A 22,948-nucleotide genomic window follows, 5' to 3' on the forward strand; every position below is an offset into this window, starting at 1 on the left:
TTGAAATGATTGAGACAGATCGCCTGATCGCAGCTGAAACCACGGGTCAGTCTGAAGAGGCCATGGATCGGGCTATCCGACCCAAGAGTCTGGACGAGTATGTGGGTCAGCCCACCGTGCGTGACCAGATGAGTATTTTCCTCGAGGCTGCCAAGGGGCGTGGTGAGCCGCTGGACCACACACTCATCTTTGGCCCGCCCGGGCTGGGGAAAACCACACTGGCAAGCATCATTGCCAACGAAATGGGTGTGGCCCTTAGAACCACCTCCGGCCCCGTGCTCGAGAAAGCCGGAGACATTGCGGCACTGCTGACTAATCTCGAGCCCGGCGATGTGTTGTTCATCGATGAGATTCACCGTCTTAGCCCCTACGTTGAGGAAGTGTTGTATCCGGCGATGGAGGACTATCAGCTGGATATCATGATTGGTGAGGGCCCGGCCGCCCGCTCTATCAAGCTGGAACTTCCCCCCTTTACGTTGATTGGCGCGACGACCCGGGCAGGGTTGCTGACCTCACCACTGCGCGACCGTTTCGGTATCGTGCAGCGGCTGGAGTTCTATCAGGTACCAGACCTTGCCCACATCGTGCAGCGGTCTGCCGGTATTCTGGGTATTGGCATGGATGCCGCTGGCGCCACTGAGATCGCCCGGCGCTCACGTGGCACGCCGAGAATTGCGAATCGCCTGCTACGCCGCGTTCGTGACTACGCCGAGGTGAAAGCCGATGGGCACATCTCTGACGAGGTCGCTGACCGTGCGCTGGATATGCTTAGCGTGGATCAACGCGGTTTCGATCACCTCGATCGGCGTTTGCTGCTGGCCATGATAGAGAAATTCGATGGCGGACCGGTGGGCGTGGATAGCCTGGCCGCCTCAATCTCTGAAGAGCGCGGCACTATCGAAGACGTGCTGGAACCCTATCTCATACAGCAGGGCTTTATGGTGCGCACGCCCCGCGGGCGCATGGTGACGCGCAACGCATATCTCCATTTTGGCCTAAAGCAGCCCAATCAGGGCGAGACCGCGAGCTTGCCGCTGGACCTGGAGCAGGGCGACGCTGATGAGTGAGTGGGAATTTTCCCTGCCGCTGCGGGTCTATATCGAAGACACCGACGCGGGCGGCATTGTGTTCTATGTGAACTACCTGAAATTTATGGAACGTGCGCGGACCGAGTTCATGCGCCAGCTGGGATTCGGCAAAGATGCGATTTTCAATCGCGATCTGATGTTCGTCGTGCGTGATGTGGCGTTACACTATCACCTGCCGGCGAGGCTGGATGATGAATTGCTGGCCACGGCCGCGATCGACAAGCTCGGTGGGGCCTCAATGACACTGCGTCAGACAGTGCGCCGCGGTGAGGACACGTTGGTTAGCGGTACGGTGACCATTGCCTGCGTGGTCAGTGGCGGCGTGACGCCCATGCGTATGCCACCTGAGATGCGCGACGCACTGAAGCAGTGGTCAACAGACAATAAGTAATAGATGCGGCGCCCATAGCCGCAGTAGCGAGGGGAATAGGTCTTGGAAGAACAACTCAGCCTGATAGACCTGGTACTGCATGCCAGCTTCACGGTTCAGGCCGTGATGGCCATGTTGATGGGGGCGTCTATGGTGTCCTGGTACATGATCATCCAGCGTTTCCTGTATTTCCGCAGTGCGCGGGATGAGATGTACGACTTTGAAGAGCGCTTCTGGTCAGGCATCGATCTGTCGCAGCTGTACCGGGAAGGCAATGAGCGCGCCTCGGAAGGTGCCTCTGCCATGGGTATGGAGAGTATTTTCCGCGCGGGATTCAAAGAATTTTCCCGCCTCGCGCAGCAATCAGATATGGATTCAGAGGCTGTTCTGGAAGGTTCCCGCCGGGCTATGCGCGTGGCAACCCTGCGAGAGGAGGAGCGCCTGGAGCGACACCTGGCATTTCTGGCGTCGGTGGGTTCCACCAGCCCCTATATCGGCTTGTTCGGTACTGTGTGGGGCATCATGCATTCCTTCCGGGGCTTGGCCAACGCCACCCAGGCAACGCTGGCTACAGTGGCTCCGGGTATCTCGGAGGCTCTGGTGGCGACGGCAATGGGGCTGTTTGCCGCTATTCCGGCCGTGCTTGCCTATAACCGCTTCGCAGCGCGCGTCGAGATCTTTGGCAATCGCTATGACACCTTTGTGGATGAGTTTTCTAGCATCCTCTACCGGCAGGCCTATGCCCTGCGCTCCAAGGATAAGAAGGCGGGGTAACGGCAATGGCTCGCGGCGGCAAAAAACGTCGACCCATGTCCGAGATCAACGTGGTGCCCTACATCGACGTGATGCTGGTGCTGCTGATTATATTCATGGTGACTGCGCCTATGCTGATGCAGGGTGTGAAAGTGGATCTGCCCGAAGCCAGTGCTGACCCGGTGGAGAACCAGGACAGTGAACCCCTGATTGTCTCCGTGGACAGCGCAGGTCAGCTCTACCTCAACCTGGGTGCGAATGAAAAACAGGTGCTGACCCTGGCGACGGTTAAGCAGCGCGTATCTGCGGTTATGCGCCGCAGCCCGGACAAACCTGTGCTGGTTTGGGGTGATCGCGCTGTGCCCTATGGTCAGGTGGTTACGCTAATGGCAGCGCTGCAGGAGGCGGGTGCCCCCAGTGTGGGCTTGGTGACGGAGAACCCCGAGTGAACGATTCCGTGTATGCCAAACCCGTGATGCCACGCATCATGGCGGTGCCTGCGCTGGCTACCGTGGCTATGCACGCGGCCCTGGTGGCTGCCCTTACGATGAATTGGAGCGGTTTCGAGCAGAAAACCATTACGGTTAAGCCTGCGGCCCCTCAAGTCGTCAACGCCAAGCTGGTGAAGCTGGAATCCTTCCAGCCGAAACCAAAGCCCAAGCCCCGGCAAACCGTATCACGACCCAAACCAAAGCCCGTGGCCGTCAAACCCAAGCCCAAGCCGGCGCCCGCCAAGCCCAAACCGCAACCCAAGGTAGAGCCGGTGAAGAAGCCGGAGCCCAAGCCCGAACCGCGCATGACCCAAGAGGAGTTGGCTGCGCTCACTCGTGCCGATATGGCCCGTGCCATGCAGGAAGAAGATGCGCTGGTGGCTGAGGCAACGGCGGAAGAAATGGCAACCAGCTATGCTGCGCTGATCCAGCAAACGGTGATCAATTATTGGAGCCGTCCGCCCAGCGCCCGCAACGGGATGGAGGCACTGCTGTCTATTCAGCTTATTCCCACCGGTGAAGTGGTGAGCGTGAGTGTTATTAAAAGTAGCGGCAACGGGGCCTTTGACCGCTCCGCCATCAATGCTGTCGAGAAAGCGGGGAGCTTTCCCGAGTTAAAGAATCTGCCGGCGAGCGAGTTTGAGCGGACCTTCCGCCGCTTCCGGCTACTGTTCCGACCCGAGGATCTACGTTACTGATGCGCGTTCTACATTCAATTGCCCTGTTCTTTAGCCTTTGTCTGGCAGCTTCGACTGCCCACGCGCAGCTCACCATTGAGATCACGCAGGGCGTCGATAACCCCACCGCCATTGCGGTTGTGCCCTTTGCTTGGCAGGGCGGGGGCACTGCACCTGAGGATATTGCCAGCGTTGTGCAGAGCGACCTCTCTCGCAGCGGGCAGTTTATGCCCGTCGACCGTGCCGACATGCTGGGTTTTCCCAGTTCCCAGCAGGATGTGTTTTATCGCGATTGGCGCGCGCTGAACACGGAGTACCTGTTGATAGGCCGGGTGTCCATGGCCGGTCAGATGCGCATCGAGTACGAGCTGTATGACGTTAACCGGCAGGCACGAGTGGATGGGGGCGTGATAGAAGGCGCCCCCAATGAGGCGCGCATGCTGGCTCATCAGGTATCGGATAAGGTGTATGAAAAGCTCACCGGTATACCGGGCGCTTTTGCTACCCGCTTGTTGTATGTGTCTGTGACGCGTAACCCCACGGGCAAGGATTACTATCGCCTCACCCTGGCCGACTCCGACGGTGCGCGGCCCATCGTGCTGCTGGAATCACGGGAGCCCGTGCTGGCGCCAGCCTGGTCCCCGGATGGCCAGGAGATTGCTTATGTCTCTTTTGAAACCACGCGGCCGGCGATTTATCGCCAGAACCTGATGACGGGCGCACGCGAGCAGCTAACCAACTTCCAGGGCCTGAACGGTGCCCCCGCCTGGTCGCCAGATGGCAATACCTTGGCCATGGTGCTCTCCAAGGACGGCAGTCCGGATATTTACCTGATGGACCTGGCCAGCAAGCGCCTCACACGCGTCACACGGCACTACGCCATTGATACTGAGCCTACCTGGATGCCCGACGGCAAGTCTTTGCTATTTACCTCTGACAGGGGTGGGCGGCCGCAGATTTATCGCTATGACCTGCGCACCGGTGCCACAGAGCGGGTGACCTTCGAGGGCAACTACAATGCCCGTGCGCGGGTGGCCCAGGATGGCAGAAACGTGGTGATGGTGACCCAGCGCAGCGGCAGTTTCCACATCGCAATCTTGGATCTGGTGACTAATCGCACCACGGTGCTGACTTCCACCCAATTGGATGAAAGTCCCAGTATCGCGCCTAATGGCTCTATGGTATTGTATTCCACGAAATTCAGAGAGCGCGGAATTCTCGCGGCGGTCTCGGTAGACGGGGGAGTTAAGTTTCGTTTGCCAGCGCGGGAAGGGGACGTTCGAGAGCCGGCCTGGTCGCCCTATATGTTCCGGTAACCGGCGTTAATAACAGTTAAAACTACATTATTAAGGAAGGGTAATATGAAACATCTGCCTGTTGCCGGTAAGGCACTGACCGTGCTGTTCACAGCGGCATTTCTGGTAGCCTGTTCAAGCAGCGACACGAAGGAAGACGAAGCTGCAGCCGCTGCTGCCGCAGCCGCCGCAGAAGCCCGTGCCGCAGAGGAAGCTGCTGCTGCTGAAGCGCGTCGTGGCCAGGAGCGTCTGCGTGAAGCAGCCGTCGCCGTTGGCACTGTCTTCTACTTCGAATTCGACAGCTCAGCGCTGCTGCCTGAAGCCCAGCAAGCGCTGGACGCTCACATTGCACTGTTGGCCACCAATGACGACAAAGTGCGTCTGGAAGGTCACACCGATGAGCGCGGCACCCGCGAGTACAACTTGGCTCTGGGTGAGCGACGAGCCAATGCGGTTCGCGACTACATGACCCTTAACGGCATCGCCAGCTACCGCATTGAAACTGTCAGCTACGGTGAAGAGCAGCCAGTGGCCTACGGCTCTGGTGAGTCCAACTGGTCTCAGAACCGTCGCGTGGAACTCAAGTAACGGGTAGATCATGCGGATAGCAAAACTGTTTGCAGCGAGCGGGCTGGCCCTTTTGGCCGGCCCGTTTTGCTTATCGGCACTGGCCCAGAGCTATGTTGATGTAGAAGCAGAGCGCGCAGCTGCAAAGCAGCAGGCGCCGAGCACGTCGTCAACGCCCAGCACCACGGCACCTCAGGAGAGCACCGGGGTTCGTAGCTATGGGATTGGTAATGCACCTGCCGCAACCGGAACGACTGGTACTGGCACACAAAGCAGTGCCTATACGGGCTCCAGCCTACCGCCCACGACGGGTATGGCTCCGATCAGTGGCACGGTAGCACCGACCGTTTCGCAGCCGGCCAATACTGCCCCTGCGCCCATCGCCGGGCAGGGACAATCAGCGGGCAACCTGCTCTATCAGGTTCAACAGCTGCAGCAGGAGGTGATGCGTCTCAATGGCATCGTTGAGGAGCAGGCGTTCGAGCTGCGCACGCTCAAGCAGCAAAGCTTGGAGCGTTACGTTGATATCGACAAGCGCCTCAGTGCACTGTCGGGCGGCGCGCCGGTCACAGGCGCAGCGTCCGGTACATCCGCTGCTGCGGGTGCCAGCAGCACGGCTGCAGTAGGTGGGGCAAGTTCCGGAGCGCCGGCGCAACCGGGTGAGGCTGATGCTTATCGAGCTGCTTACGCACTGGTTCGCGGGCAACAGTTCGACCAGGCTGTCGATGCCTTCCGCCAGTTCCTGGAGAATTATCCAGCGGGTAAGTTTGCCGCGAATGCCCACTACTGGCTGGGTGAGTTGTACCTGGTGATTACACCACCCGACCCTGAATCTGCACGTCAGTCATTTACTCTGCTGATTGATCAGTACCCTGACAACAGTAAGGTGCCCGATGCCCTGTACAAACTGGGCCGCGTGCACTTCATGAAGGGCAACAGTCAGCGCTCTCGTGAGTTTCTCAATCGGGTGATCGCCGAATACGGCGATAGCTCTGCCGCCAAACTGGCTCAGGAATTCCTGGACCAGAACTTCTAGGCCCCCTGCGAGCCGACTCGATATGTCTGTTGTAAACTCCCCCGCAGTTGCTGATACCGATCAGCAACTGCGCATCACCGAAATTTTCTATTCCCTGCAGGGAGAGGCGAGGACCGTGGGCTTGCCCACCGTCTTCGTCCGGCTGACGGGATGCCCGTTGCGCTGTGTGTACTGCGATACCGCTTACGCCTTTACAGGCGGTGATATGCGGACGCTTGAAAGCATTACGGCCGAAGTGGCGAGCCACAGTCCCGCTTACGTGACGGTGACCGGAGGCGAACCCCTGGCGCAGCCCAACTGCCTGCCGCTGCTGGCGCAACTTTGCGACGCAGGCTATGAGGTGTCCTTGGAAACCAGTGGGGCCATGAGTGTGGCGCAAGTCGACCCGCGGGTTGTCAAAGTGCTGGATTTAAAGACCCCGGCGTCCGCGGAGATGTCCCGCAATGACTACGGCAATATCGACTACTTAACCCTCATTGATCAGGTGAAATTCGTGATATGCGACCGCGCGGATTATGAGTGGGCCCGTTTTAAGCTGGATGAATTCGGGCTCGCTAATAAGGTCTCTGACGTATTGTTCTCTCCGAGTCACGGGCAACTCAGTGCCCGCGAGTTAGCCGAGTGGATATTGGCAGACAACCTGCCTGTGCGGTTGCAACTGCAGCTGCACAAGCTGCTGTGGAATGACGAGCCGGGGCATTGATGGGCAGCACCGCAAAGAAGGCCGTCATATTGGTGAGTGGTGGACTGGATTCCACCACCGTGTTGGCTATGGCAAAAAAACAGGGCTATGCCTGTTACACCTTGAGCTTTGATTACGGGCAACGCCATCGCGCGGAACTCAATGCGGCGCATCGGGTCTCCGGCGCTTACGCTGACGTAGAGCATAAGGTGGTTTCGCTCAATCTCGACAGCATTGGCGGCTCAGCGCTGACCGACACCGACATTGATGTCCCCGAGGGAGAGACCGACGGGATCCCGATTACCTATGTGCCGGCACGAAATACGGTGTTCCTGTCCATTGCACTGGGTTGGGCGGAAGTGCTGGGCGCACAAGATATTTTTATTGGTGTGAACGCGGTGGATTATTCAGGCTATCCGGATTGTCGCCCTGAATTCATAGCCGCGTTTGAGGCCACGGCGAACCTTGCGACCAAGGTCGGCGTTGAGGGTGAACGCATCACTATCCATACACCGCTGATTGATATGACCAAAGGCGAAATCATTAACACGGGTCTGGAATTACGCGTGGATTACAGCCAGACAGTCTCATGTTACCAGGCCACAGACGACGGTCTCGCTTGCGGACGCTGTGACAGCTGCAGGCTGCGGCGGCAGGGCTTCCTCGACGCTGGTGTGGCCGATCCTACGCGCTATCAGTAGTAGTTTTTTACCCCGGTTTTCGGGCTCGAAAAATCGCTTGAGTTCTCCTTCGAAATCCGTACTATACGCACCTCGCGTCAGGGGCATCGCTTTTGTCGCGGCAGTTTCGGGCCGTTAGCTCAGTTGGTAGAGCAGTTGGCTTTTAACCAATTGGTCGCTGGTTCGAGCCCAGCACGGCCCACCATATCGAAACCCGTTCCCACCAGGGAGCGGGTTTTTTTATGGCCGGTCGTCTGGCGAGATCCACCGTTCGACAAAATGCGATTCCAGGAGCGTTGTGGGGACATGTCCCGCTAATTAGCGATTGAAGGACTCGGGGTCGTGAATCGCTAAGATGTACACGATGCGATAAGACTTCCTCATGGGCGTACAGCCCGGGCACAGCGCTCAAATCAGCACTCCGACGATTAGCATGGCTGCGACAGCCATCGTCGTCGTGATGGCCCCTGTTCTTCGATCCTTGAGCCACCCAGACAGGCCGATACTCGCGAGCAGGGAAAGCATACCGAGGGCCATGGAAAGAGCACTCGTTAAACGAATCCACTTTAGGGCTCCGAAACCATCCTCGGCATCGACAAGGCCAGTCTGAATGCCATTAACGGCCGCAACCGACGAAGCTGCACAGACGATGAAGCAGCAAGCAGCAGCGGCCGATGAAACCACGATCCAGCCTCCGACCGACTTCTGGGAATCCACGGCCACAATCGCCGCCAGAAAGGTCGCGGAGAACCCGCCCAGAAAAGCGGACAGTAAAACCAGCTGCTCCATGATTCCCAGAATTTGATCGCTGCTCAATGAGCTGTCCTCTTTGCTACTTTGCTACGGAAACGATGAAGACGTGCACCTGATCCTGACCTGTGACTGCGGCTAGCTATCATCTAGCCGACGCTGGTCGACTGCGAAATTGACCTTCGAGGTAACCCAGGCTCACACCTCTGGGTTCTCTTGCTCGACAAAGGCATGCATCTTGATCAGCCGATCGACATCAAACTCATCTTCGAACATCTTTGCAAAGCTCCAGCACGCCATTGCCAGGTGCCAGCTGTGCTCGGCAGAGTTCCCGCGACGATCGCCGCCGCGGATGTAGGTGCGGCGCTCGACCGCCTTGAGATCGTCCAGGTGCAGGAAAAAATCGGTCAGGTCGCCTAGCCGTTCCGTCATGCCGACGAACTCTTGCGGATAAGAGACGCTGCAAGGATGGCAAATGGGCCGAACAGCTGCCCGAGGACGACCCACAGCGCGCCGTTGCCGCCCCGAGTTGTTGCGATCTTCCAGGCAATGCCGCCACAAATAATCCAGAACACAGCGATGGCGTAAGATGTCATTGGGTGTCCTCCGTTAACCCTCTGCAGATAACTGTAGCACTCAGCGGCGCGATCCAGCCAGACATGCTGGTGAGCAGCGGGACCGGTGACGATGGCAACTACGCCGGAGCCTGGCTCGGCATGAGTAGGGCGGTATCGGTCACCGCCACAGCGAAAAGGTCAGGCACGCGAGGCGTCGCTCTGCGAGTCAAGCAACAGGTCACTATCGAGAGGGTTCACCAATGAGCGCCAATCTATACCTGGCACTGAAAAAGCTACTGCCGACCCAAACCAAACAGGTGGGTCAGATCGTCGCCAAGCGCGCGGGCGGCACGCTGGAGATCGAATCTGCCGAGGGCGGCCGCCAGATTATCGCGGGAGATGGCAATGTTGGTGACTATGTTTTTCACCAGGGCGGCCGTGTGACAGGCGCTGCGCCCAACCTTTCACCAATCAACATCCTTGTCTCATCCGAAACAGAAACTTCAGACAGCAAATAGGCGGGTGAATTGCCCCCCATAGAAAAATGGAAAGCCAGGCAATACGCGGCCTTTAAAACTGAAAATCCAAAACCTGTGGGGGCTGAGTGCTCCGCACTGCGGGGCGTTTTTTTACGCACCAGTGAAATAAGCATGTTTCCCATGCCTCATGGTCCGGTAGGTATTACAATTTTTATCACTTTCTTATCCAAGCGTTCGGCAGACGTAACCTCGTTTGTAAAGCACAAAGGCTAAGTTGTTCTCCCCGCTGGGCAAACGCACAACACCATGGGAACAATCACATGGACTTCGCACTAGCGGTAGATGAGTCAGGTGTGTTGGCCAGCAACGGTTCATAGGCAAGCTCGACACAGCGCAGAAGTGAGAAAGGCGGCACATTGACCGTAAAGACACCTTAGTACATAGTCAAAGGCGTGGTATTACACGTTGAAAATAGCGAAGCCACTTTGCAGCGAGGTCAACATGATGAGTGCAAAGAAGAGCTAGCCGCAACCACTGCACATAAGGGTGCACTTAAGCAAAAGTTGCGATCAGTATGGTCATCGTGAGCGAGCCAAATAATCCCGGAAAAGCGATTGGAAGGGACGTCTGAAGTGGCCCGCTCCAGTCCTAGGAGGTACACAATGATGTACGCATTACTGAGAATTCGCGGCCTCTCGGTAGCAGCGCTGTCGTTGTTCCTGACGACAAGCTTTGCGAGTTTGTCGTTAGCACAAGAAACGCTTCCCTTCCCAAGCAAGCCCTCAGACAGCATCGCTAAGCGCACCATTCAGGATTCAGTGTACAAGCCGGGACCGCAGGTGAATCGGTTATCCGAGAATGCCCCTAACATTGTTGTCGTGTTAATTGATGATGTTGGACCGGCGCAGTCCAGCACCTTCGGTGGTGATATCGCGACGCCCACAATGGATCGGCTAGTGGCAGAGGGCATTGCCTATACCAGATTTCACACGACAGCTATGTGTTCACCCACACGGGCATCACTCCTCACAGGACGCAACCACCATTGGGTGGGTAACGGGCAAATTGCAGAACTCGCCAACGATTGGGATGGTTATTCAGGCGTAATTCCCAAGACCAGTGCCACGGTGGCAGAGGTTTTGAACAATTATGGCTACCGCACCGGAGCTTGGGGGAAGTGGCACAATACGCCCGCCACTGAAACTACAGCTGCAGGCCCCTTTGACAACTGGCCGACGGGATATGGCTTCGATTATTTCTATGGATTCCTCGCAGGAGAGGCCTCCCAGTGGTCGCCTAACTTGGTGCGCAATACTACCTATGTGGATCACCCAAAAACGTCTGGCGGCAATGAGCACTATCACATTAGCGAGGACCTTGCTGATGACGCTATCAAATGGCTGCGCGAGCACAATGCCTTTGCTCCGGATAAACCCTTTTTCATGTATTGGGCGCCTGGAGCAGTTCATGGGCCACACCAAGTGCCTAAAGAGTGGGCCGACAAGTATTCAGGGGTTTACGATGCTGGATGGGATGCCGCCCGGGAAAGATATTTTGCTAACGCCAAGGCGAAAGGCTGGATTCCGAAGGATGCTGAACTCACGCCACGTTCTGAGACTATGGTTGGCTGGGACGAAATCCCGGAAGGCGAGCGCGACTTCCAGAGGCGCCTCATGGAGGTTTTTGCGGGTTTCACTGAGCACGTAGACGCTCAGGTGGGTCGAGTCGTCGATGAGATCGATAATCTCGGCTATGGAGACAACACACTCATCTTCTACATCTGGGGTGACAATGGCGCCTCGGCGGAAGGTCAGTCGGGTACCATCAGCGAGCTACTAGCACAAAATGGTATTCCGACCACTACGACGCAGCATATCAACGCATTGGAAGAGCTCGGGGGGCTTGAGGTCTTGGGCTCCGAATTAACCGATAACATGTACCACTCTGGCTGGGCGTGGGCAGGAGCTACGCCCTATAAGTCCACCAAGCTGGTCGCTGCACATTTCGGCGGTACACGCAACCCAATGGCTGTACGTTGGCCGGCACAGATCACGCCGGGCACCCCAAATCGTTCACAATTTCATCACGTGAATGATGTTGTGCCGACGATTTACGAGGTGCTCAATATAACGCCGCCAAACACAGTAAACGGCTTCGCGCAGGACCCCATACATGGTGTCAGCATGGCCTACACGTTCGATGATCCGACCGCGGCCGGCGAACTCAGCACTCAGTACTTTGAAATTATGGGAAGCCGAGGCATCTACCACGATGGCTGGTTTGCGAGTGCATTTGGGCCGAGAACGCCCTGGGTGCCGGGGCTCCCTGCAGGGTTTTTTAACGAAAAAGGACAGTTGGCTTGGCACCCGGATAACGACGTCTGGGAACTCTACAATCTCGAGGATGACTGGTCTCAGTCGAATGACCTCGCCGCTGAGATGCCGGAGAAACTGTCTGAAATGCAGGCTCTCTTTGAACGAGAGTTTGAGAGAAACAGGGGGTTTCCGGTCGGTGGAGGCCTCTTTGTCCCGGTGATGCGCCCAGATCTTGCACCTAAGTCACCTTACCGGGAATGGAAGCTCTCCGGAGACATCAATCGCATGCCGTCGTTCGTAGCGCCGCGGATTGGCGCGCAAGCGAACAGAGTCACAATGGATGTCAATGTGCCGAAGAACGCAGAAGGTGTTCTCTATGCACTGGGTGGATTCGCTGGTGGTGTCGCAGTATATGTTGTCGACGGCATTTTGTCGTTCGAATACAATTTGTTCCAGATAGAGCGCACCCACATTAGAGCTGACAACCGCTTGTCTGAGGGTTTACACCGTATTGAAGTTATCACCGAGATTATTGACGCATCGAGGGCTGCACCTATCCGAGTCACGCTTATGGTTGATGGAGAAGCTGTCGCCGATGGCGTTGTTCCGGTGACAGCGCAGCTTGGCTTCGCTCCTAACGAAACCTTCGATGTCGGGGTCGATTTGCAGTCGCCGGTGTCCATTGACTACTACGACCGAGGCGCATTTGCTTTTAATGGTGAGATTTCGGTCGTGCAGGTTAAATACACGGATTAGGTTCGAGGCGGCAAAACGAAATATCCGCAAACTTGTTTGTCCAAGCCATGTTATTTGTAACTCGAACAGAAAACCCCCAGTGACGGCCAGATTCAGGTTCTAGAGCAGGTAGCGGAGACACAATAGAGAGCAACTTCATGAAATCGGTTGTAACATTTTTGGCGCGTTGTTTAGGTGTGCTCTGCGCTGCCAATGCCTCACATGCACTGGGTGCTGAGTGGAGCTACGATGCTTCTATTTACTTGTTCGCGACTGATACCGACCAAACAATCACAAACTCTGCGGGAACGATCGAGGGTACTTTGAGCTTCAGTGACGCGCTCGATAATCTGGATTTCGCGTTCATGGGCGGGTTTGGCGCTAGAAATGGCAGGTGGAGTTTTATTTCTGACTACCAGTACTACGATTTGTCTTTTTCAGACGCAACGCCAGGGCCCGCTTTTTCCGATCTCAATACAGATTTAGAAATGCGGATTCTTAACGGTTACCTCGCCTACCGGGTACACGAAAACAAAAGGGTGCAGGTGGATATCGCAAGCGGTTTCCGATGGTTCAGCATAGACACGACGATGGCCCTCATACCGGACGGCCCCTCGAAATTGGTAGATGACGACTGGTTTGATCCCCTTATTGGTATTCGCGCGCGTTTTCCGGTCTCAGATCAATTGTCAGGAACGGGCAGCTTCGATTACGGCGGCTTCCGTAGCGGCAGCGAAACGTGGCAGGCGCTATTCACGGTTGACTACGCGTTGAACGATGGCTGGTTGCTGCGTGGCGGTTATCGGTACATTTCTATCGATCACGATGCGCAAAACGCCGATTTGGAGCTCAGCCAGTCCGGTCTCGTACTGGGCGTTACCTTCCGGTTTTGAGAACAGTGAAATAAACGCTCCACTTCGTATGATTTGTAGATGTTTGCTGGGAGTTGTCCATGGGCGCGGGCATCGCATAAAAAGTCACGGTTTTCGGCGGAGTCTCCACGCGGACATACTGTGGGAAGTGACCGCAAGGTTCACGAGCCAGAACCTCGCATTGGTCGGCTAGCGTTTGGTGCCGCCACTAACAAGCTGGCACCTCCTACTACGTCTATCCGTTGGCTGGTCAAACCTTGTGCTCGGCATCGTCTGGACGTACCCGCTGGGGGGTCGGATCAATGCAGCTTTCAGGACCTTTCTTGGGCTAGGAGTCTAGCGCCGGCAATCCGCGGAATAATTCCAGACACTCTGGATTGGCCAGCGCGTCGTTGTTCTTCACGGGCTCGCCGTGGACAACGTTGCGTACTGCTAGCTCTGCGATTTTACCGCTGATGGTTCTTGGGATATCCGAGACCTGCACAATGACCGCGGGCACGTGGCGGGGCGTCGCATTCTCGCGAATCGTCCTGCGAATCTTTGCCTGAAGTTCGTCGGTGAGAACAGCGCCGTCGTGAAGCACCACGAACAGCACAACCCGTACATCGTCATACCAGTTCTGGCCAATTACCACGCTATCGACCACTTCAGGCGTGCGCGCAACCTGGCGGTAGATCTCCGCCGTTCCTATGCGAACCCCACCGGGGTTGAGGACGGTATCCGAGCGTCCGTGAATGATGAATCCGTTGTGCTCGGTGAGTTCCCCATAGTCGCCGTGGGCCCAGACATTAGGGTACTTGTCGAAGTAAGCGTCGCGGTAGCGACTGCCATCAGTGTCGTTGAGGAATCCAATGGGCGTGCTGGGAAAGGGAACAGTGCACACGAGTTCGCCTTTACTGCCTTGGATAGGTTGCCCTTCTTCATCGCGGATCTCCACGGCCATGCCCAGTCCTGCTGCTTGAATCTCTCCGCTGTACACGGGCAGTACCGGACAGCCGCCAACGAAGCAGGAAATGATATCGGTGCCCCCCGATATACTGGAAAGACAGACGTCACCCTTTAAATTGCGGTACACATACTCGAAGCTCTCAGGGGACAGGGGTGAACCCGTCGAGAGTATGGTGCGCAGGCTCTCGAGTGAGTGGCTCTCCCTGGGTTTGTGGCCTGCTTTTTCCAACTCGGCGATGTATTTCGCGCTGGTGCCGAATACCGTAATACCCTCGCGGTCTATCGCGTCCAACAGCACCTGTCCGTTACTCGCGAAGGGGGAGCCATCGTACAGCACTAGCGTTGCGCCTGAAGCGAGTCCCGATACCAACCAGTTCCACATCATCCAGCCGCAGGTTGTGAAATAAAAAAAGGTGTCCAGTGGGCCGATATCTGTTTGCAGCTGATGTTCTTTCAGGTGCTGTAGCAGGGTGCCGCCAGCACCGTGAACAATGCATTTGGGTACGCCCGTGGTCCCGGACGAATAGAGGATGTAGAGCGGATGGTCGAAGGGCAGCCGTTCGAAGTGCAAATCCGTGCTGTTGGCTGCGATAAAGTCGCCATAAAGTACCGCGCCCGGTATTGCGCTGATCGCGGGTGCGGCGTTCAGCAACGGAGCGATGACGACCGCCTCCAGGCTGCTGATGCTTTCGCGTATCGCGGCGACGCGCTCGAGAATGTCGCAGCGTTTGCCGTTGTAGTGGTAGCCATCGGTAGTAATCAATACCTTTGGCTCGATCTGCCCGAAGCGGTCTTGGACGCCGTTGATACCGAAGTCCGGTGAGCAAGAGGACCAGACGGCGCCGATGCTTGCAGTAGCGAGCATGCCCACCACCGCCTCTGAAACATTGGGCAAAAAAGCCGCTACCCGGTCGCCGATGCCCACGCCCTGTGCGCGCAATGCACCCGCCAGTTGCGCGACCTGTTGGTATAGTTGGGCATAGCTCGTTTCTGTGCGCTCACCATTTTCCAGCAATGACACGATCGCTGTGCGTTCATCTCTGAAGCGCAGAAGGTTCTCGGCGAAGTTCAGGCGGGTGTTCGGGAACCACTGCGTACCCGGGAAAAGATCGAGGTTCTCCGCGGCGGGTGCCGGGTCGCCGTCTGCAATAACGTCTGCATAGTCCCAGACGGCACTCCAGAAGAGTCCGGGCTGCTCAACTGACCACTGATGTAAGTCGGAGTAGCTTTCACCGACACTGATGCCGCGCTCGGACAGCGCCGCCCGAAAACGGGTGATATTGGCCCCGGCAACTCTCTCGTCGCTGGGAACCCACAGTGGCTTGCCCATAGCTATCTCTCCTGCTCGCAGGCGCACAATATGCACTGTAATCCCCGCGTGTGCACGAGTTAGCTCAGAATGTATTGCGCTCCGCTTTCTGGAGACTCAGTATCATACTGAAGTGCAAGCATGGAGTATCGTTATGCCTGATGTGATAAACCGGTATTGCCCGCGCTCGGGCAAGCCCGTCGCCAACGACTCTTTGGTCCAGTACCGCGGATTAACTGTGGGGTTTTGCAACCCCGGATGCCGAGACGATTTTGCGGCTCGCATGACAGAGTGTAAAAGCGATACCCGTTACTTTGATGCCATCATCAAAGAGCAAGACCTGGCACCATAGCTCGCTGTAGTGGGCGGCTGTAATGTCTTGTTGTATTGGCTCGCTACGGTGCCGGGAATGTGTATTAAGGTGCCGGAAGTAGCAACCGTCGCAAGCTAGGCGATAGTGTGGCCTGTCTCTTGTAGTCGCTTCGCCAGGGCCTCAATGTGCGCCGGACCCACTTCACAGCAACCACCAACAATAGTGGCTCCCTGGTCGACCCATTGCATAGCGAAGTCAGCATAAGCCTTAGGTGTAAGGTCGTGACGCTGTGAGAGCGCATCTACCGTGGGTTTGTCGTCGAGGAATGCCTCAGAGATATGTGTGAAGCCATTGGCGTAGGCGCCAAAGGGCAGATCGAAACCTTTTATGACGTCCAGAGCAGCACCAATCGCTTCCGGGCGTGAGCAGTTGATTAATATTGCGTCCGGAGTGTGCTGCTGCAGTACTGGCTGCAATTCCTGCAGGGATTCGCCCGATCTCAGCCTGGCGCCATTATCATCATCCACCGTCACACCAAGCCAAACCGGCTTGCCCCTGCCAACACAGGCGCGTAGAGCCCCTTCAACCTGTTCTACCGATGCCATGGTTTCCAGCAACAGCATGTCGACATGGTCCACCATCAGGTTCACTGGCTCCGCGTATTGCTGCGCGGCTTCTTCAGGCGAGGGCGCCAGGTCGGGTCGGTAGGAGGCGCCCAGGGGGCCAATTGAGCCCGCCACCCGGCCCTTGCCCGCAGCGTCCCGTGCTGAGCATGCTGCAGTCAGGGCGATGTTCGTAAGGGGTTCGAGTTTGTCTGCAATGCCCGCAGGTTCCAGACGATCCCGAAGAATGGCATAAGTATTCGTGGTGGCGACGGTCGCGCCCACTTTGAAGTAACTGTCGTGCACCGCTTCTATCAAATCAGGGTGATCCATCATCACCTGCGTGGACCACAGCGGTGTTGCTGCATCACCGGATCGTTTCAGAAGTTCCTGGCCGATTGAGCCGTCGAGAAGAGTGATAGTTGCCATGCTGGATATCTTTGATCTGCCGTTACCTGGACGCCGGAGCGCTTTTGTTCAGGGGCGAAAATTATCACGAGCGAGAGGGCTTCTGAAGTCATTTCGAGTGCCTGCTTGATGAGGCAGTTTTCCGTGTACTGTATATCAGCACCGGACGAGCTGTGCCATAGTAGTGTCACTGGAAGTAGGCAGTGACTATGGCACCCAAAATCTGGCTGTTAAAACTTATACTGCCTGGCCGTTTCGGCTGGCACCTCACCGGCCCTGTCTACTTCGCCCTGCTTTACAGCGTTTTCTACCTGCTGCAACGGTACGCAGGCAGTGCATTTGCCACCACCTTTTTCTGTGCGATCACGGCTTACACCATGCCGGCCTACGCCTATATTTGCGAGTATTCGCGCAAGGCCATGGCAGACCTGGCACCGGAGCTCGAAATGTCGCAGGACGAGCTTTCTGCGTTCATCGAATCACTGGATCATCAGTCTATTGCCTGGCAAGTCATGGTACTGGCATGGGGCATCCTGGGAGGGCTTGGTCAGATCTGGTTGGTATCTTTGGAACCGGATACCGCGCATATGTCGGCTGTACAGTTGGCGCTCAGCACAGCCAGTCTGGGTTCGCTGCTGGTTTGGATAGTAATGACCACGGCTATCTTTAGCCTGATGCAGAACGCAGTTCGCGTTGGGCGCCTCGCCAATCAGCTCAAGCGCGTGGACCTGTTCCGTCACGATAAGCTCCTACCCTTTGCCCGTGTGGGCATCGCGTCCAGTCTCTCCATTCTTGGGGCGCTTGCACTGTTCCCTATCCTTCTGGTGGATGACCGGTCCACGCTGGTGTCATCAGCGCCCGGTTTGATCGCCACCGGCGTGCCGTTAATTCTTATGCTGATCTTTCCGGTGTGGCGAGTACACCGGCGTATGAAGCTTGCCAAGCAAGTGGCGATGGCTGAGGTCAATCAGTCGATTGATGAGGTGCGTAGCGCTCAGGGCGAGCCCACGCTGGCAACGCTGAATACGCTATTGAGCTACCGTAAACACTTAAAGCAGGTGCCGGAATGGCCACTTGATACGGGCGCAGTGGGGCGATTATTGCTCTACATACTCATTGTGCCCATGACATGGGTGGGTGCGGCCCTGATCGAAAATGTGGTGGATGCCCTGCTCTAGGGGCTACTGATCAAATGAAACTGCGTTTGCCTGCCCTTGAGATAGGTTACCTTCTCACCATCAAAGAAAGCATCTTCTTCCAACATGATTCTGATTTCCTTGTCCCATTCCGGAATCGTGCTGGCGGCGTTTAGTTCGATTGAATAGGCCGTATCGGGGTAGAGCGGATAGTCACCCGCAACGGGCACGCCCTCTTGTTGATCCCATAGGCCAATGGTTGGACCTGCGCCATGACCGTGTACCCCAAGCGGGTGCGTGTAGATCACTGGTTTAAGTGACTCTTTGATCGCCTGTGTTCTGGCCTTGGAAAGTACTTGGTTGCCAGTTTTTCCGGTGGCGAAGGCACCTGTCACGATGTCCTGCAGTCGATTCGCGGCCGCCAGTGCGTCTTTGAGACCCTGCGGCGCATCGGTCTCGCCGGGTTTCAGCACATAAGCGTGCTGTTGCTGGTCAGTGTTCAGTCGGAGATAAGTGAGCCCGAAGTCCATGTGCAGCAAGTCACCCGGTTGGATCACATTATCGCCAGCGCGTTTAGAGAAGGCTTCCACCTGATCAAACGCCTGCCTGTCAGCGCGCTGGATAGATACGGTGGGATGAAACCAATTGCCCAGGCCCAACGCGGCGCTTTGTTCGCGCAGCCACCAGATCACGTCTTCTGTGGTGGTTTCGCCGGGCGTCACAACCTCGTTAGAAAAGGCGCGGGCAATGAGGCTGTGGCCCAGCGCAACCAGATCAGGATACACACTCATCTCGGGTTCGCTGCGCGTCTCCAGCCACGCAATGGCCAGTGGCTGCGCCGGCACAAGCCTTTGATTTAGATCATTGCCCAGAGCGCTGCGCAGGCTGTCGTACTCCGTACTGCTGATTCCATCCGCCAGGGCAAAGTCCACCGAACGATTGATACCAATGCGCTCGGGGTCGCGTTCGCGAATGATGGCGGCCAGTGCCTGCCACTGGTCCGGCTGTTGCTCCTTGTCCCACGCTTGGGTGAAGAGATCGGAGACGGCGTAGCGTGCCACGGCGAGGCGCTCCAATGCCTGTCCTTCACCGGGATCATAAATCACCAGCATGGTGTGCCGACGGGCTGACATCCACGAAGCAGGGAGCATGGTTTTCAGCACTGGGTCTTCGTTGTACTCCCTCGAGAGCAGTAGCCACATGTCGATGCCCTCCCGGCGCATCAGCGCAGGCAATGTGTGTTCGAAGCGGTGCTCCAGGTTGCGATCAATGAACGCGGCACGTTCTCGCTGGGAAAGTAACTTCCCCGCGGATTTGCCCTCATCACTGTTCATGGATGCGTTTGTAGATGCGGGTAGGCCAAGCAGAGAGGTGGCGGCTAACACCAGCACGCCGGTGATACGGGCAAGTTGAGTAGGCCACGCCACCACGACCGGAGTGGGAGCGGGAGTAATGCGATAGTTCATGGCTGACCTGCTTACCTTCGGAGGCCAGTTATTGTGCGTCCAGCAAAGTAGATGGTCCAGAAGAAAGCGGCCACAATCGACGCGAAAGCAAGGCGGTGTCTACCGCCCCGGGGCATGCTTAACGTTTGCGCAGCGCCGGTTGATTGCGTGCAAGCATCGCCAGACCCGCAGCCAGCATCAGCAGGATCAGCGGCGCGTTCACCGGCACGGGTACTGGCGTATTTGCAGCGGGGGCCGATGATGTTGATGGGGGCGCGGCAGTGGGTGCTGCTGGCAGCACTGCGCCACTAGGATCAACGATACGGCCATTGGCAGTGCCGTCCTCATCGTTGCTGGCTCCATCCGTCAGACTGAACACCATGCTATTTCCCGACACTAGTGCAGGGAAGGGCTGCCAAGTATCCGAAAGGGTTTTCCAGTTCTGAGTGCTAGGGTCCAGCGGTGCACCGTAATCAACCGTGACATCAATAGTGGCGCCAATGGCGCATTTCTCGACTTCAAAAATGACGATGCCATCCACGAACACAAGGTTTGCAGGTGGTGCAGGCGAATAGTTACGCGCCGGAATAAACTGAGGGTCGGATGCAAACTCACAACTTGGGTCCGTGGTAGTGAAGCTGATGTTGCCTGCCCCACCGCTAGGGAGCGTACCCGCGAAGCTACGGAATAAATCGCGACCTTCGCCGGTGAGAGCAATGCTGGTCGCACCGCTGGCAGAATCAGACGTCAGTGTAATGCTGGCATCAACAGCACCGGCCGCCGTGGGCGTAAATACATACTCGAGGCTGCAGCTCTCGCCAGGTGCGAGGGTCATCCCAGCGGCCGCACAGCTGCCGCCCGATCGGCTGAAGGGCGCTGCGGGATCCGCAATAGCCGAGACCGAAAGGTCTGCACTGCCTGAGTTGCTCAGCGTGACAAGGCCAGCGGGGCTGCTGGCGCCAATCGTTATTTCTCCGAAGTCGACAGCATTCGTGCTCAGCGTCAGTACGGGCTCGGTACCTGTGCCGCTGACACCCACACTGGCATCCCCTGTGGGGGCATCACTGCTGACGGTCAGTGTCGCCACAGCGCCACCGGCAGCCGTGGGTGAAAAGTCGATATCCAGCGTGCAGCTGTCGCCAGCCGGCAGCGCAAACGCGCCGCCACTGCAGCTGCCGCCAGTGATGCTAAAGGGCGCGGACAGTCCGCTGATGGCAGATACGTTCAGCGCAGCAGTGCCGGTGTTCTGAACGGAAACCGATTGTGAGTCACTGCTTGAGCCCACCCGAACGCCGCCAAAATCCAGCGATGAGGGCGACAGTGAAATGCCGGGCACAGGCACGGCGATAACATTGACTGTCAGGGATTCAGTGGTGCTATTGCCGACAGCGTCTGTTGCTGTGTAGCTGCGTGTGTAGCTGCCCAGCACAGAGGTGTCGATAGTCCCGCTGCGTGTGACAGATACGCTGCCATCGATGGTGTCGTTTGCCGACACCGCAGGATCACTGAAGCTGTCGCCCTGGAAGAGCTCCAGAGGATTTGCGCCCGGAATGGTGATCACGGGTGCTTCATCGTCTACCGTAAGTGTCGCGCTGCTTATGACGCTGCTGGCAGACGCATCACTGGTGATGTAATTGAGGTCTGTATCATTGGCGAAGCTGCCGTCGGCAGTGCCCACCACATCAACGGTTACTGTGCAGTTGCTATTTGCGGCGAGCGCGAATGCGCCCAGTGTCAGGGTGTCACTGCCACTGGTACTCAGACTGCCCGCACAGGATGTGCTGGCACCGGCAGGCGAGGCCAGCGCGATGCCCGCGGGCAGCGTGTTGCTCAGAGCAACGCCCGTGATCCGCGAAGGATTGTTGTTGCTGATGTCAAACCTGAGCTGGCTTCCGATAGTAGTACCAGTGATGCTGGTCAGCGCAGGTGTGAACTCCTGAGTGAACTCAGGCGCTGCAGCCGAGGCCAGAATGGCGGAGCTGCTTTCACAGCCCACAGCATTGTTATTAACGGTCACGCCATTGTTGACGTCCGGCACTGGCGCCGCGGAGGGGCCGCTATCAGCATCATCGGTCGCATCCAGTAGCGGAATCAAAGCGCGGCAGTCTGCCAAATTGTCGTTGCGCCTTACTATGGCGCTATTACCGACCCGCACCAGGCTGCCCATGCCATTCAGGTTCGTAAGGGCGGCGTTGCTCTGGATAAACAGGCGCCTTTCGATGCGTGCAAGTTTTGCCAGGCTGCTGACATCAAGCAGTGCATCGTTGTCCCGAATAGTGAGATCCCGATTAACGCGAGTCAAATTATCCAACCCAGCGAGACTGGCCAGGCCATCGTTATTGCGAATCTCAAGGTTTCTCCCTGCCGTGGGTAGCCCGTTCAATGCGGAGATGTCATTCAGTAGCAGGTTGTCACGAATCTCGATGTTGCTATTCACGGCCGTGATGGATTCGAGGCCAGCGAGGGTCAATAGGGCGTCGTTGTTGCGGATAGTTAAGCGGTCGCTCACGGTTGCAATGTCGCCCAGCGCACTGAGGTCTGTTAACTCATTGTTGTCGCGGACTTCCAGAAAGCCATTGATGGCATTGAGACCATTCAGCCCGTTGAGCGACAACAGGTCATCGTTGTTGCGCACCCGTAGGTTACCGCCCAGCGTCGAGAGGTTGGATAGGGCGGTAATGTCGTTGAGCCGGTTGTTGTTTTGCAGCGTCAGATATTCAGTGATGCTATTCAGGTCGTTGAGGCCGGCCAGCATTAGCAGTCTGTCGTTGTTAAAAATGAACACATAACCTGTCACGGTTTCGATGCCGGATAGGTCAGCAATCGAATTGAGACGACGATTGTCGCGAATACGCAGATAGCCGTTGAGGTTGGGTCCGACGCTCGCAAGGTTCAGTGATCGCAACTGTGGGTTCGTCTCCACCCGCACGTACGCACCCACGCTGGCGCCGTTCAGTGCCACTGTATTCCTCAGTTGCGCGTTCGCGGTGATCTGCAAGTTGCCACCGATGGCGGTAACACCTTCCAGGCCCGACAGATTCCTCAGCTCGGGGGTGTTGCGCACACTGAGGTCGCCAGTAATGGTGAGTAGGCCAGCCAGCGGCGCGAGGTTTACGACAGGGTCAACGCCGGGGTCGCTGCCGTCGTGCTCAATGCGGAGGCGGCCGGTAACGGTGTCACAACCGGCGGGAAAGTTATCAACGTCTGTCTGAGAGCCTAGGCTGTAGTTGTTAGCAGGGCAATCTATCGCTTGCGCAGGCATGGCTAGGCCGCCGAGTGCGAAACCCAGTGCAACTACAATTGCTGTCAGAACCCTGTTCATGCCCATATGCCTCCAAATCGGCCGGCGATTCTAGCCATATTTGCCCCTATGTGCAGGAAATTAAAAGAAATTTTTGTGCATAAGTTCTGAAAGTGTGACACCTGCCACAGTCTCGGCT

At 56.9% G+C, this 22,948-nt stretch carries 22 protein-coding genes and 1 tRNA gene; 16 read left to right on the top strand and 7 right to left on the bottom strand.

The features are described 5' to 3' along the window. The first annotated feature begins 5 nt into the window (after positions 1–5). From ruvB to IE089_RS12935, 11 genes are all read left to right on the top strand, one after another. The gene (gene ruvB, locus IE089_RS12885; protein ID WP_189478207.1) at positions 6–1,067 is read left to right on the top strand and encodes a Holliday junction branch migration DNA helicase RuvB; all 1,062 of its coding nucleotides are present in this window, start codon (positions 6–8) and stop codon (positions 1,065–1,067) included. Next, the gene (gene ybgC / locus IE089_RS12890) at positions 1,060–1,479 is read left to right on the top strand and encodes a tol-pal system-associated acyl-CoA thioesterase (RefSeq protein WP_308428843.1); all 420 of its coding nucleotides are present in this window, start codon (positions 1,060–1,062) and stop codon (positions 1,477–1,479) included. The genes ruvB and ybgC overlap by 8 nt, the downstream gene beginning before the upstream one ends. Before the next feature lie 42 nt (positions 1,480–1,521). Next, entirely contained in the window at positions 1,522–2,232 is a 711-nt protein-coding gene (tolQ, locus tag IE089_RS12895) for a protein TolQ (protein ID WP_189478208.1), read from the top strand. Between the two features lie 5 nt (positions 2,233–2,237). Further along, positions 2,238–2,660 carry a protein TolR gene (tolR, locus tag IE089_RS12900; protein ID WP_229802751.1) on the top strand — a complete coding sequence of 141 codons (423 nt, stop codon included), beginning with the start codon at positions 2,238–2,240 and terminating at the stop codon, positions 2,658–2,660. Further along, positions 2,657–3,400, top strand: coding sequence for a cell envelope integrity protein TolA (tolA, locus tag IE089_RS12905; protein ID WP_229802752.1), 744 nt, complete (start codon positions 2,657–2,659; stop codon positions 3,398–3,400). The genes tolR and tolA overlap by 4 nt, the downstream gene beginning before the upstream one ends. Beyond that, complete coding sequence (gene tolB, locus IE089_RS12910; RefSeq protein ID WP_189478209.1) at positions 3,400–4,695, top strand: Tol-Pal system beta propeller repeat protein TolB; 1,296 nt, start codon at positions 3,400–3,402, stop codon at positions 4,693–4,695. Before tolA ends, tolB begins: the two co-directional genes overlap by 1 nt. A 45-nt stretch (positions 4,696–4,740) precedes the next feature. After that, positions 4,741–5,262, top strand: coding sequence for a peptidoglycan-associated lipoprotein Pal (pal, locus tag IE089_RS12915; protein WP_189478210.1), 522 nt, complete (start codon positions 4,741–4,743; stop codon positions 5,260–5,262). A 10-nt stretch (positions 5,263–5,272) separates the two neighbouring features. Further along, on the top strand, positions 5,273–6,277 hold the full coding sequence (gene ybgF, locus IE089_RS12920) for a tol-pal system protein YbgF (RefSeq protein ID WP_189478211.1): 1,005 nt from the start codon (positions 5,273–5,275) through the stop codon (positions 6,275–6,277). Between the two features lie 22 nt (positions 6,278–6,299). Continuing rightward, positions 6,300–6,980 carry a 7-carboxy-7-deazaguanine synthase QueE gene (gene queE, locus IE089_RS12925; RefSeq protein WP_189478212.1) on the top strand — a complete coding sequence of 227 codons (681 nt, stop codon included), beginning with the start codon at positions 6,300–6,302 and terminating at the stop codon, positions 6,978–6,980. Continuing rightward, positions 6,980–7,660: a 7-cyano-7-deazaguanine synthase QueC gene (queC, locus tag IE089_RS12930; protein ID WP_189478213.1), complete on the top strand. Its 681-nt coding sequence runs from the start codon at positions 6,980–6,982 to the stop codon at positions 7,658–7,660. Before queE ends, queC begins: the two co-directional genes overlap by 1 nt. A 108-nt stretch (positions 7,661–7,768) precedes the next feature. Continuing rightward, positions 7,769–7,844 (top strand) — tRNA-Lys (locus IE089_RS12935). Positions 7,845–8,047: 203 nt separating this feature from the next. Here IE089_RS12935 and IE089_RS12940 read toward each other — a convergent pair. The 3 genes from IE089_RS12940 to IE089_RS12950 form a co-directional block, all read right to left on the bottom strand. Further along, positions 8,048–8,455, bottom strand: coding sequence for a hypothetical protein (locus IE089_RS12940; protein ID WP_189478214.1), 408 nt, complete (start codon positions 8,453–8,455; stop codon positions 8,048–8,050). Positions 8,456–8,587: 132 nt separating this feature from the next. Beyond that, positions 8,588–8,821 (bottom strand): HD domain-containing protein, encoded by a 234-nt coding sequence (locus IE089_RS12945; protein WP_189478215.1) that lies wholly within the window; start codon positions 8,819–8,821, stop codon positions 8,588–8,590. Then, positions 8,818–8,985, bottom strand: coding sequence for a hypothetical protein (locus tag IE089_RS12950; RefSeq protein WP_189478216.1), 168 nt, complete (start codon positions 8,983–8,985; stop codon positions 8,818–8,820). The genes IE089_RS12945 and IE089_RS12950 overlap by 4 nt, the downstream gene beginning before the upstream one ends. A gap of 221 nt (positions 8,986–9,206) precedes the next feature. Here IE089_RS12950 and IE089_RS12955 point away from each other — a divergent pair, with 221 nt between their 5' ends. The 3 genes from IE089_RS12955 to IE089_RS12965 all read left to right on the top strand — a co-directional run bounded on the left by IE089_RS12955 (position 9,207) and on the right by IE089_RS12965 (position 13,368). Then, the gene (locus tag IE089_RS12955) at positions 9,207–9,464 is read left to right on the top strand and encodes a hypothetical protein (protein WP_189478217.1); all 258 of its coding nucleotides are present in this window, start codon (positions 9,207–9,209) and stop codon (positions 9,462–9,464) included. A 623-nt stretch (positions 9,465–10,087) separates the two neighbouring features. Continuing rightward, on the top strand, positions 10,088–12,496 hold the full coding sequence (locus tag IE089_RS12960; RefSeq protein WP_229802753.1) for an arylsulfatase: 2,409 nt from the start codon (positions 10,088–10,090) through the stop codon (positions 12,494–12,496). A gap of 137 nt (positions 12,497–12,633) precedes the next feature. Continuing rightward, complete coding sequence (locus tag IE089_RS12965; protein ID WP_189478218.1) at positions 12,634–13,368, top strand: outer membrane beta-barrel protein; 735 nt, start codon at positions 12,634–12,636, stop codon at positions 13,366–13,368. A gap of 307 nt (positions 13,369–13,675) precedes the next feature. On the opposite strand, the gene IE089_RS12970 is transcribed toward IE089_RS12965, so the two are convergent. After that, positions 13,676–15,625 carry an acetoacetate--CoA ligase gene (locus tag IE089_RS12970; RefSeq protein ID WP_189478219.1) on the bottom strand — a complete coding sequence of 650 codons (1,950 nt, stop codon included), beginning with the start codon at positions 15,623–15,625 and terminating at the stop codon, positions 13,676–13,678. 133 nt (positions 15,626–15,758) lie between these two features. Here IE089_RS12970 and IE089_RS12975 point away from each other — a divergent pair, with 133 nt between their 5' ends. Then, entirely contained in the window at positions 15,759–15,956 is a 198-nt protein-coding gene (locus IE089_RS12975; protein WP_189478220.1) for a YHS domain-containing protein, read from the top strand. Between the two features lie 95 nt (positions 15,957–16,051). Here IE089_RS12975 and IE089_RS12980 read toward each other — a convergent pair whose 3' ends face one another. Next, positions 16,052–16,948 (bottom strand): homocysteine S-methyltransferase family protein, encoded by an 897-nt coding sequence (locus tag IE089_RS12980; RefSeq protein WP_189478221.1) that lies wholly within the window; start codon positions 16,946–16,948, stop codon positions 16,052–16,054. Positions 16,949–17,136: 188 nt separating this feature from the next. On the opposite strand from IE089_RS12980, the gene IE089_RS12985 reads away from it, so the two are divergent. After that, a complete protein-coding gene (locus IE089_RS12985; RefSeq protein WP_189478222.1) occupies positions 17,137–18,105 on the top strand; it encodes a hypothetical protein in 969 nt (322 codons plus the stop codon). Here IE089_RS12985 and IE089_RS12990 read toward each other — a convergent pair. Together IE089_RS12990 and IE089_RS12995 are read right to left on the bottom strand one after the other, a co-directional pair. Further along, positions 18,102–19,529 carry a M24 family metallopeptidase gene (locus tag IE089_RS12990; RefSeq protein ID WP_229802754.1) on the bottom strand — a complete coding sequence of 476 codons (1,428 nt, stop codon included), beginning with the start codon at positions 19,527–19,529 and terminating at the stop codon, positions 18,102–18,104. The two genes, IE089_RS12985 and IE089_RS12990, sit on opposite strands and share 4 nt — an antisense overlap. 118 nt (positions 19,530–19,647) lie before the next feature. Then, positions 19,648–22,830 carry a choice-of-anchor D domain-containing protein gene (locus IE089_RS12995; RefSeq protein ID WP_189478223.1) on the bottom strand — a complete coding sequence of 1,061 codons (3,183 nt, stop codon included), beginning with the start codon at positions 22,828–22,830 and terminating at the stop codon, positions 19,648–19,650. Positions 22,831–22,948 lie beyond the last annotated feature (118 nt).

This window comes from Parahalioglobus pacificus (assembly GCF_014652275.1).
In the GTDB taxonomy this organism is placed as follows: domain Bacteria; phylum Pseudomonadota; class Gammaproteobacteria; order Pseudomonadales; family Halieaceae; genus Parahalioglobus; species Parahalioglobus pacificus.

Coding starts and splice junctions, on each gene's coding strand:
- IE089_RS12970 (WP_189478219.1), bottom strand. CDS start 15,625: ATGGGCAAGCCACTGTGGGTTCCCAGCGACGAGAGAGTTGCCGGGGCC.
- queE (WP_189478212.1), top strand. CDS start 6,300: ATGTCTGTTGTAAACTCCCCCGCAGTTGCTGATACCGATCAGCAACTG.
- ybgF (WP_189478211.1), top strand. CDS start 5,273: ATGCGGATAGCAAAACTGTTTGCAGCGAGCGGGCTGGCCCTTTTGGCC.
- IE089_RS12975 (WP_189478220.1), top strand. CDS start 15,759: ATGCCTGATGTGATAAACCGGTATTGCCCGCGCTCGGGCAAGCCCGTC.
- IE089_RS12980 (WP_189478221.1), bottom strand. CDS start 16,948: ATGGCAACTATCACTCTTCTCGACGGCTCAATCGGCCAGGAACTTCTG.
- IE089_RS12965 (WP_189478218.1), top strand. CDS start 12,634: ATGAAATCGGTTGTAACATTTTTGGCGCGTTGTTTAGGTGTGCTCTGC.
- ruvB (WP_189478207.1), top strand. CDS start 6: ATGATTGAGACAGATCGCCTGATCGCAGCTGAAACCACGGGTCAGTCT.
- IE089_RS12990 (WP_229802754.1), bottom strand. CDS start 19,529: ATGAACTATCGCATTACTCCCGCTCCCACTCCGGTCGTGGTGGCGTGG.
- ybgC (WP_308428843.1), top strand. CDS start 1,060: ATGAGTGAGTGGGAATTTTCCCTGCCGCTGCGGGTCTATATCGAAGAC.
- tolB (WP_189478209.1), top strand. CDS start 3,400: ATGCGCGTTCTACATTCAATTGCCCTGTTCTTTAGCCTTTGTCTGGCA.
- IE089_RS12960 (WP_229802753.1), top strand. CDS start 10,088: ATGATGTACGCATTACTGAGAATTCGCGGCCTCTCGGTAGCAGCGCTG.
- IE089_RS12995 (WP_189478223.1), bottom strand. CDS start 22,830: ATGAACAGGGTTCTGACAGCAATTGTAGTTGCACTGGGTTTCGCACTC.
- IE089_RS12945 (WP_189478215.1), bottom strand. CDS start 8,821: ATGACGGAACGGCTAGGCGACCTGACCGATTTTTTCCTGCACCTGGAC.
- IE089_RS12955 (WP_189478217.1), top strand. CDS start 9,207: ATGAGCGCCAATCTATACCTGGCACTGAAAAAGCTACTGCCGACCCAA.
- pal (WP_189478210.1), top strand. CDS start 4,741: ATGAAACATCTGCCTGTTGCCGGTAAGGCACTGACCGTGCTGTTCACA.
- queC (WP_189478213.1), top strand. CDS start 6,980: ATGGGCAGCACCGCAAAGAAGGCCGTCATATTGGTGAGTGGTGGACTG.
- tolR (WP_229802751.1), top strand. CDS start 2,238: ATGGCTCGCGGCGGCAAAAAACGTCGACCCATGTCCGAGATCAACGTG.
- IE089_RS12985 (WP_189478222.1), top strand. CDS start 17,137: ATGGCACCCAAAATCTGGCTGTTAAAACTTATACTGCCTGGCCGTTTC.
- IE089_RS12950 (WP_189478216.1), bottom strand. CDS start 8,985: ATGACATCTTACGCCATCGCTGTGTTCTGGATTATTTGTGGCGGCATT.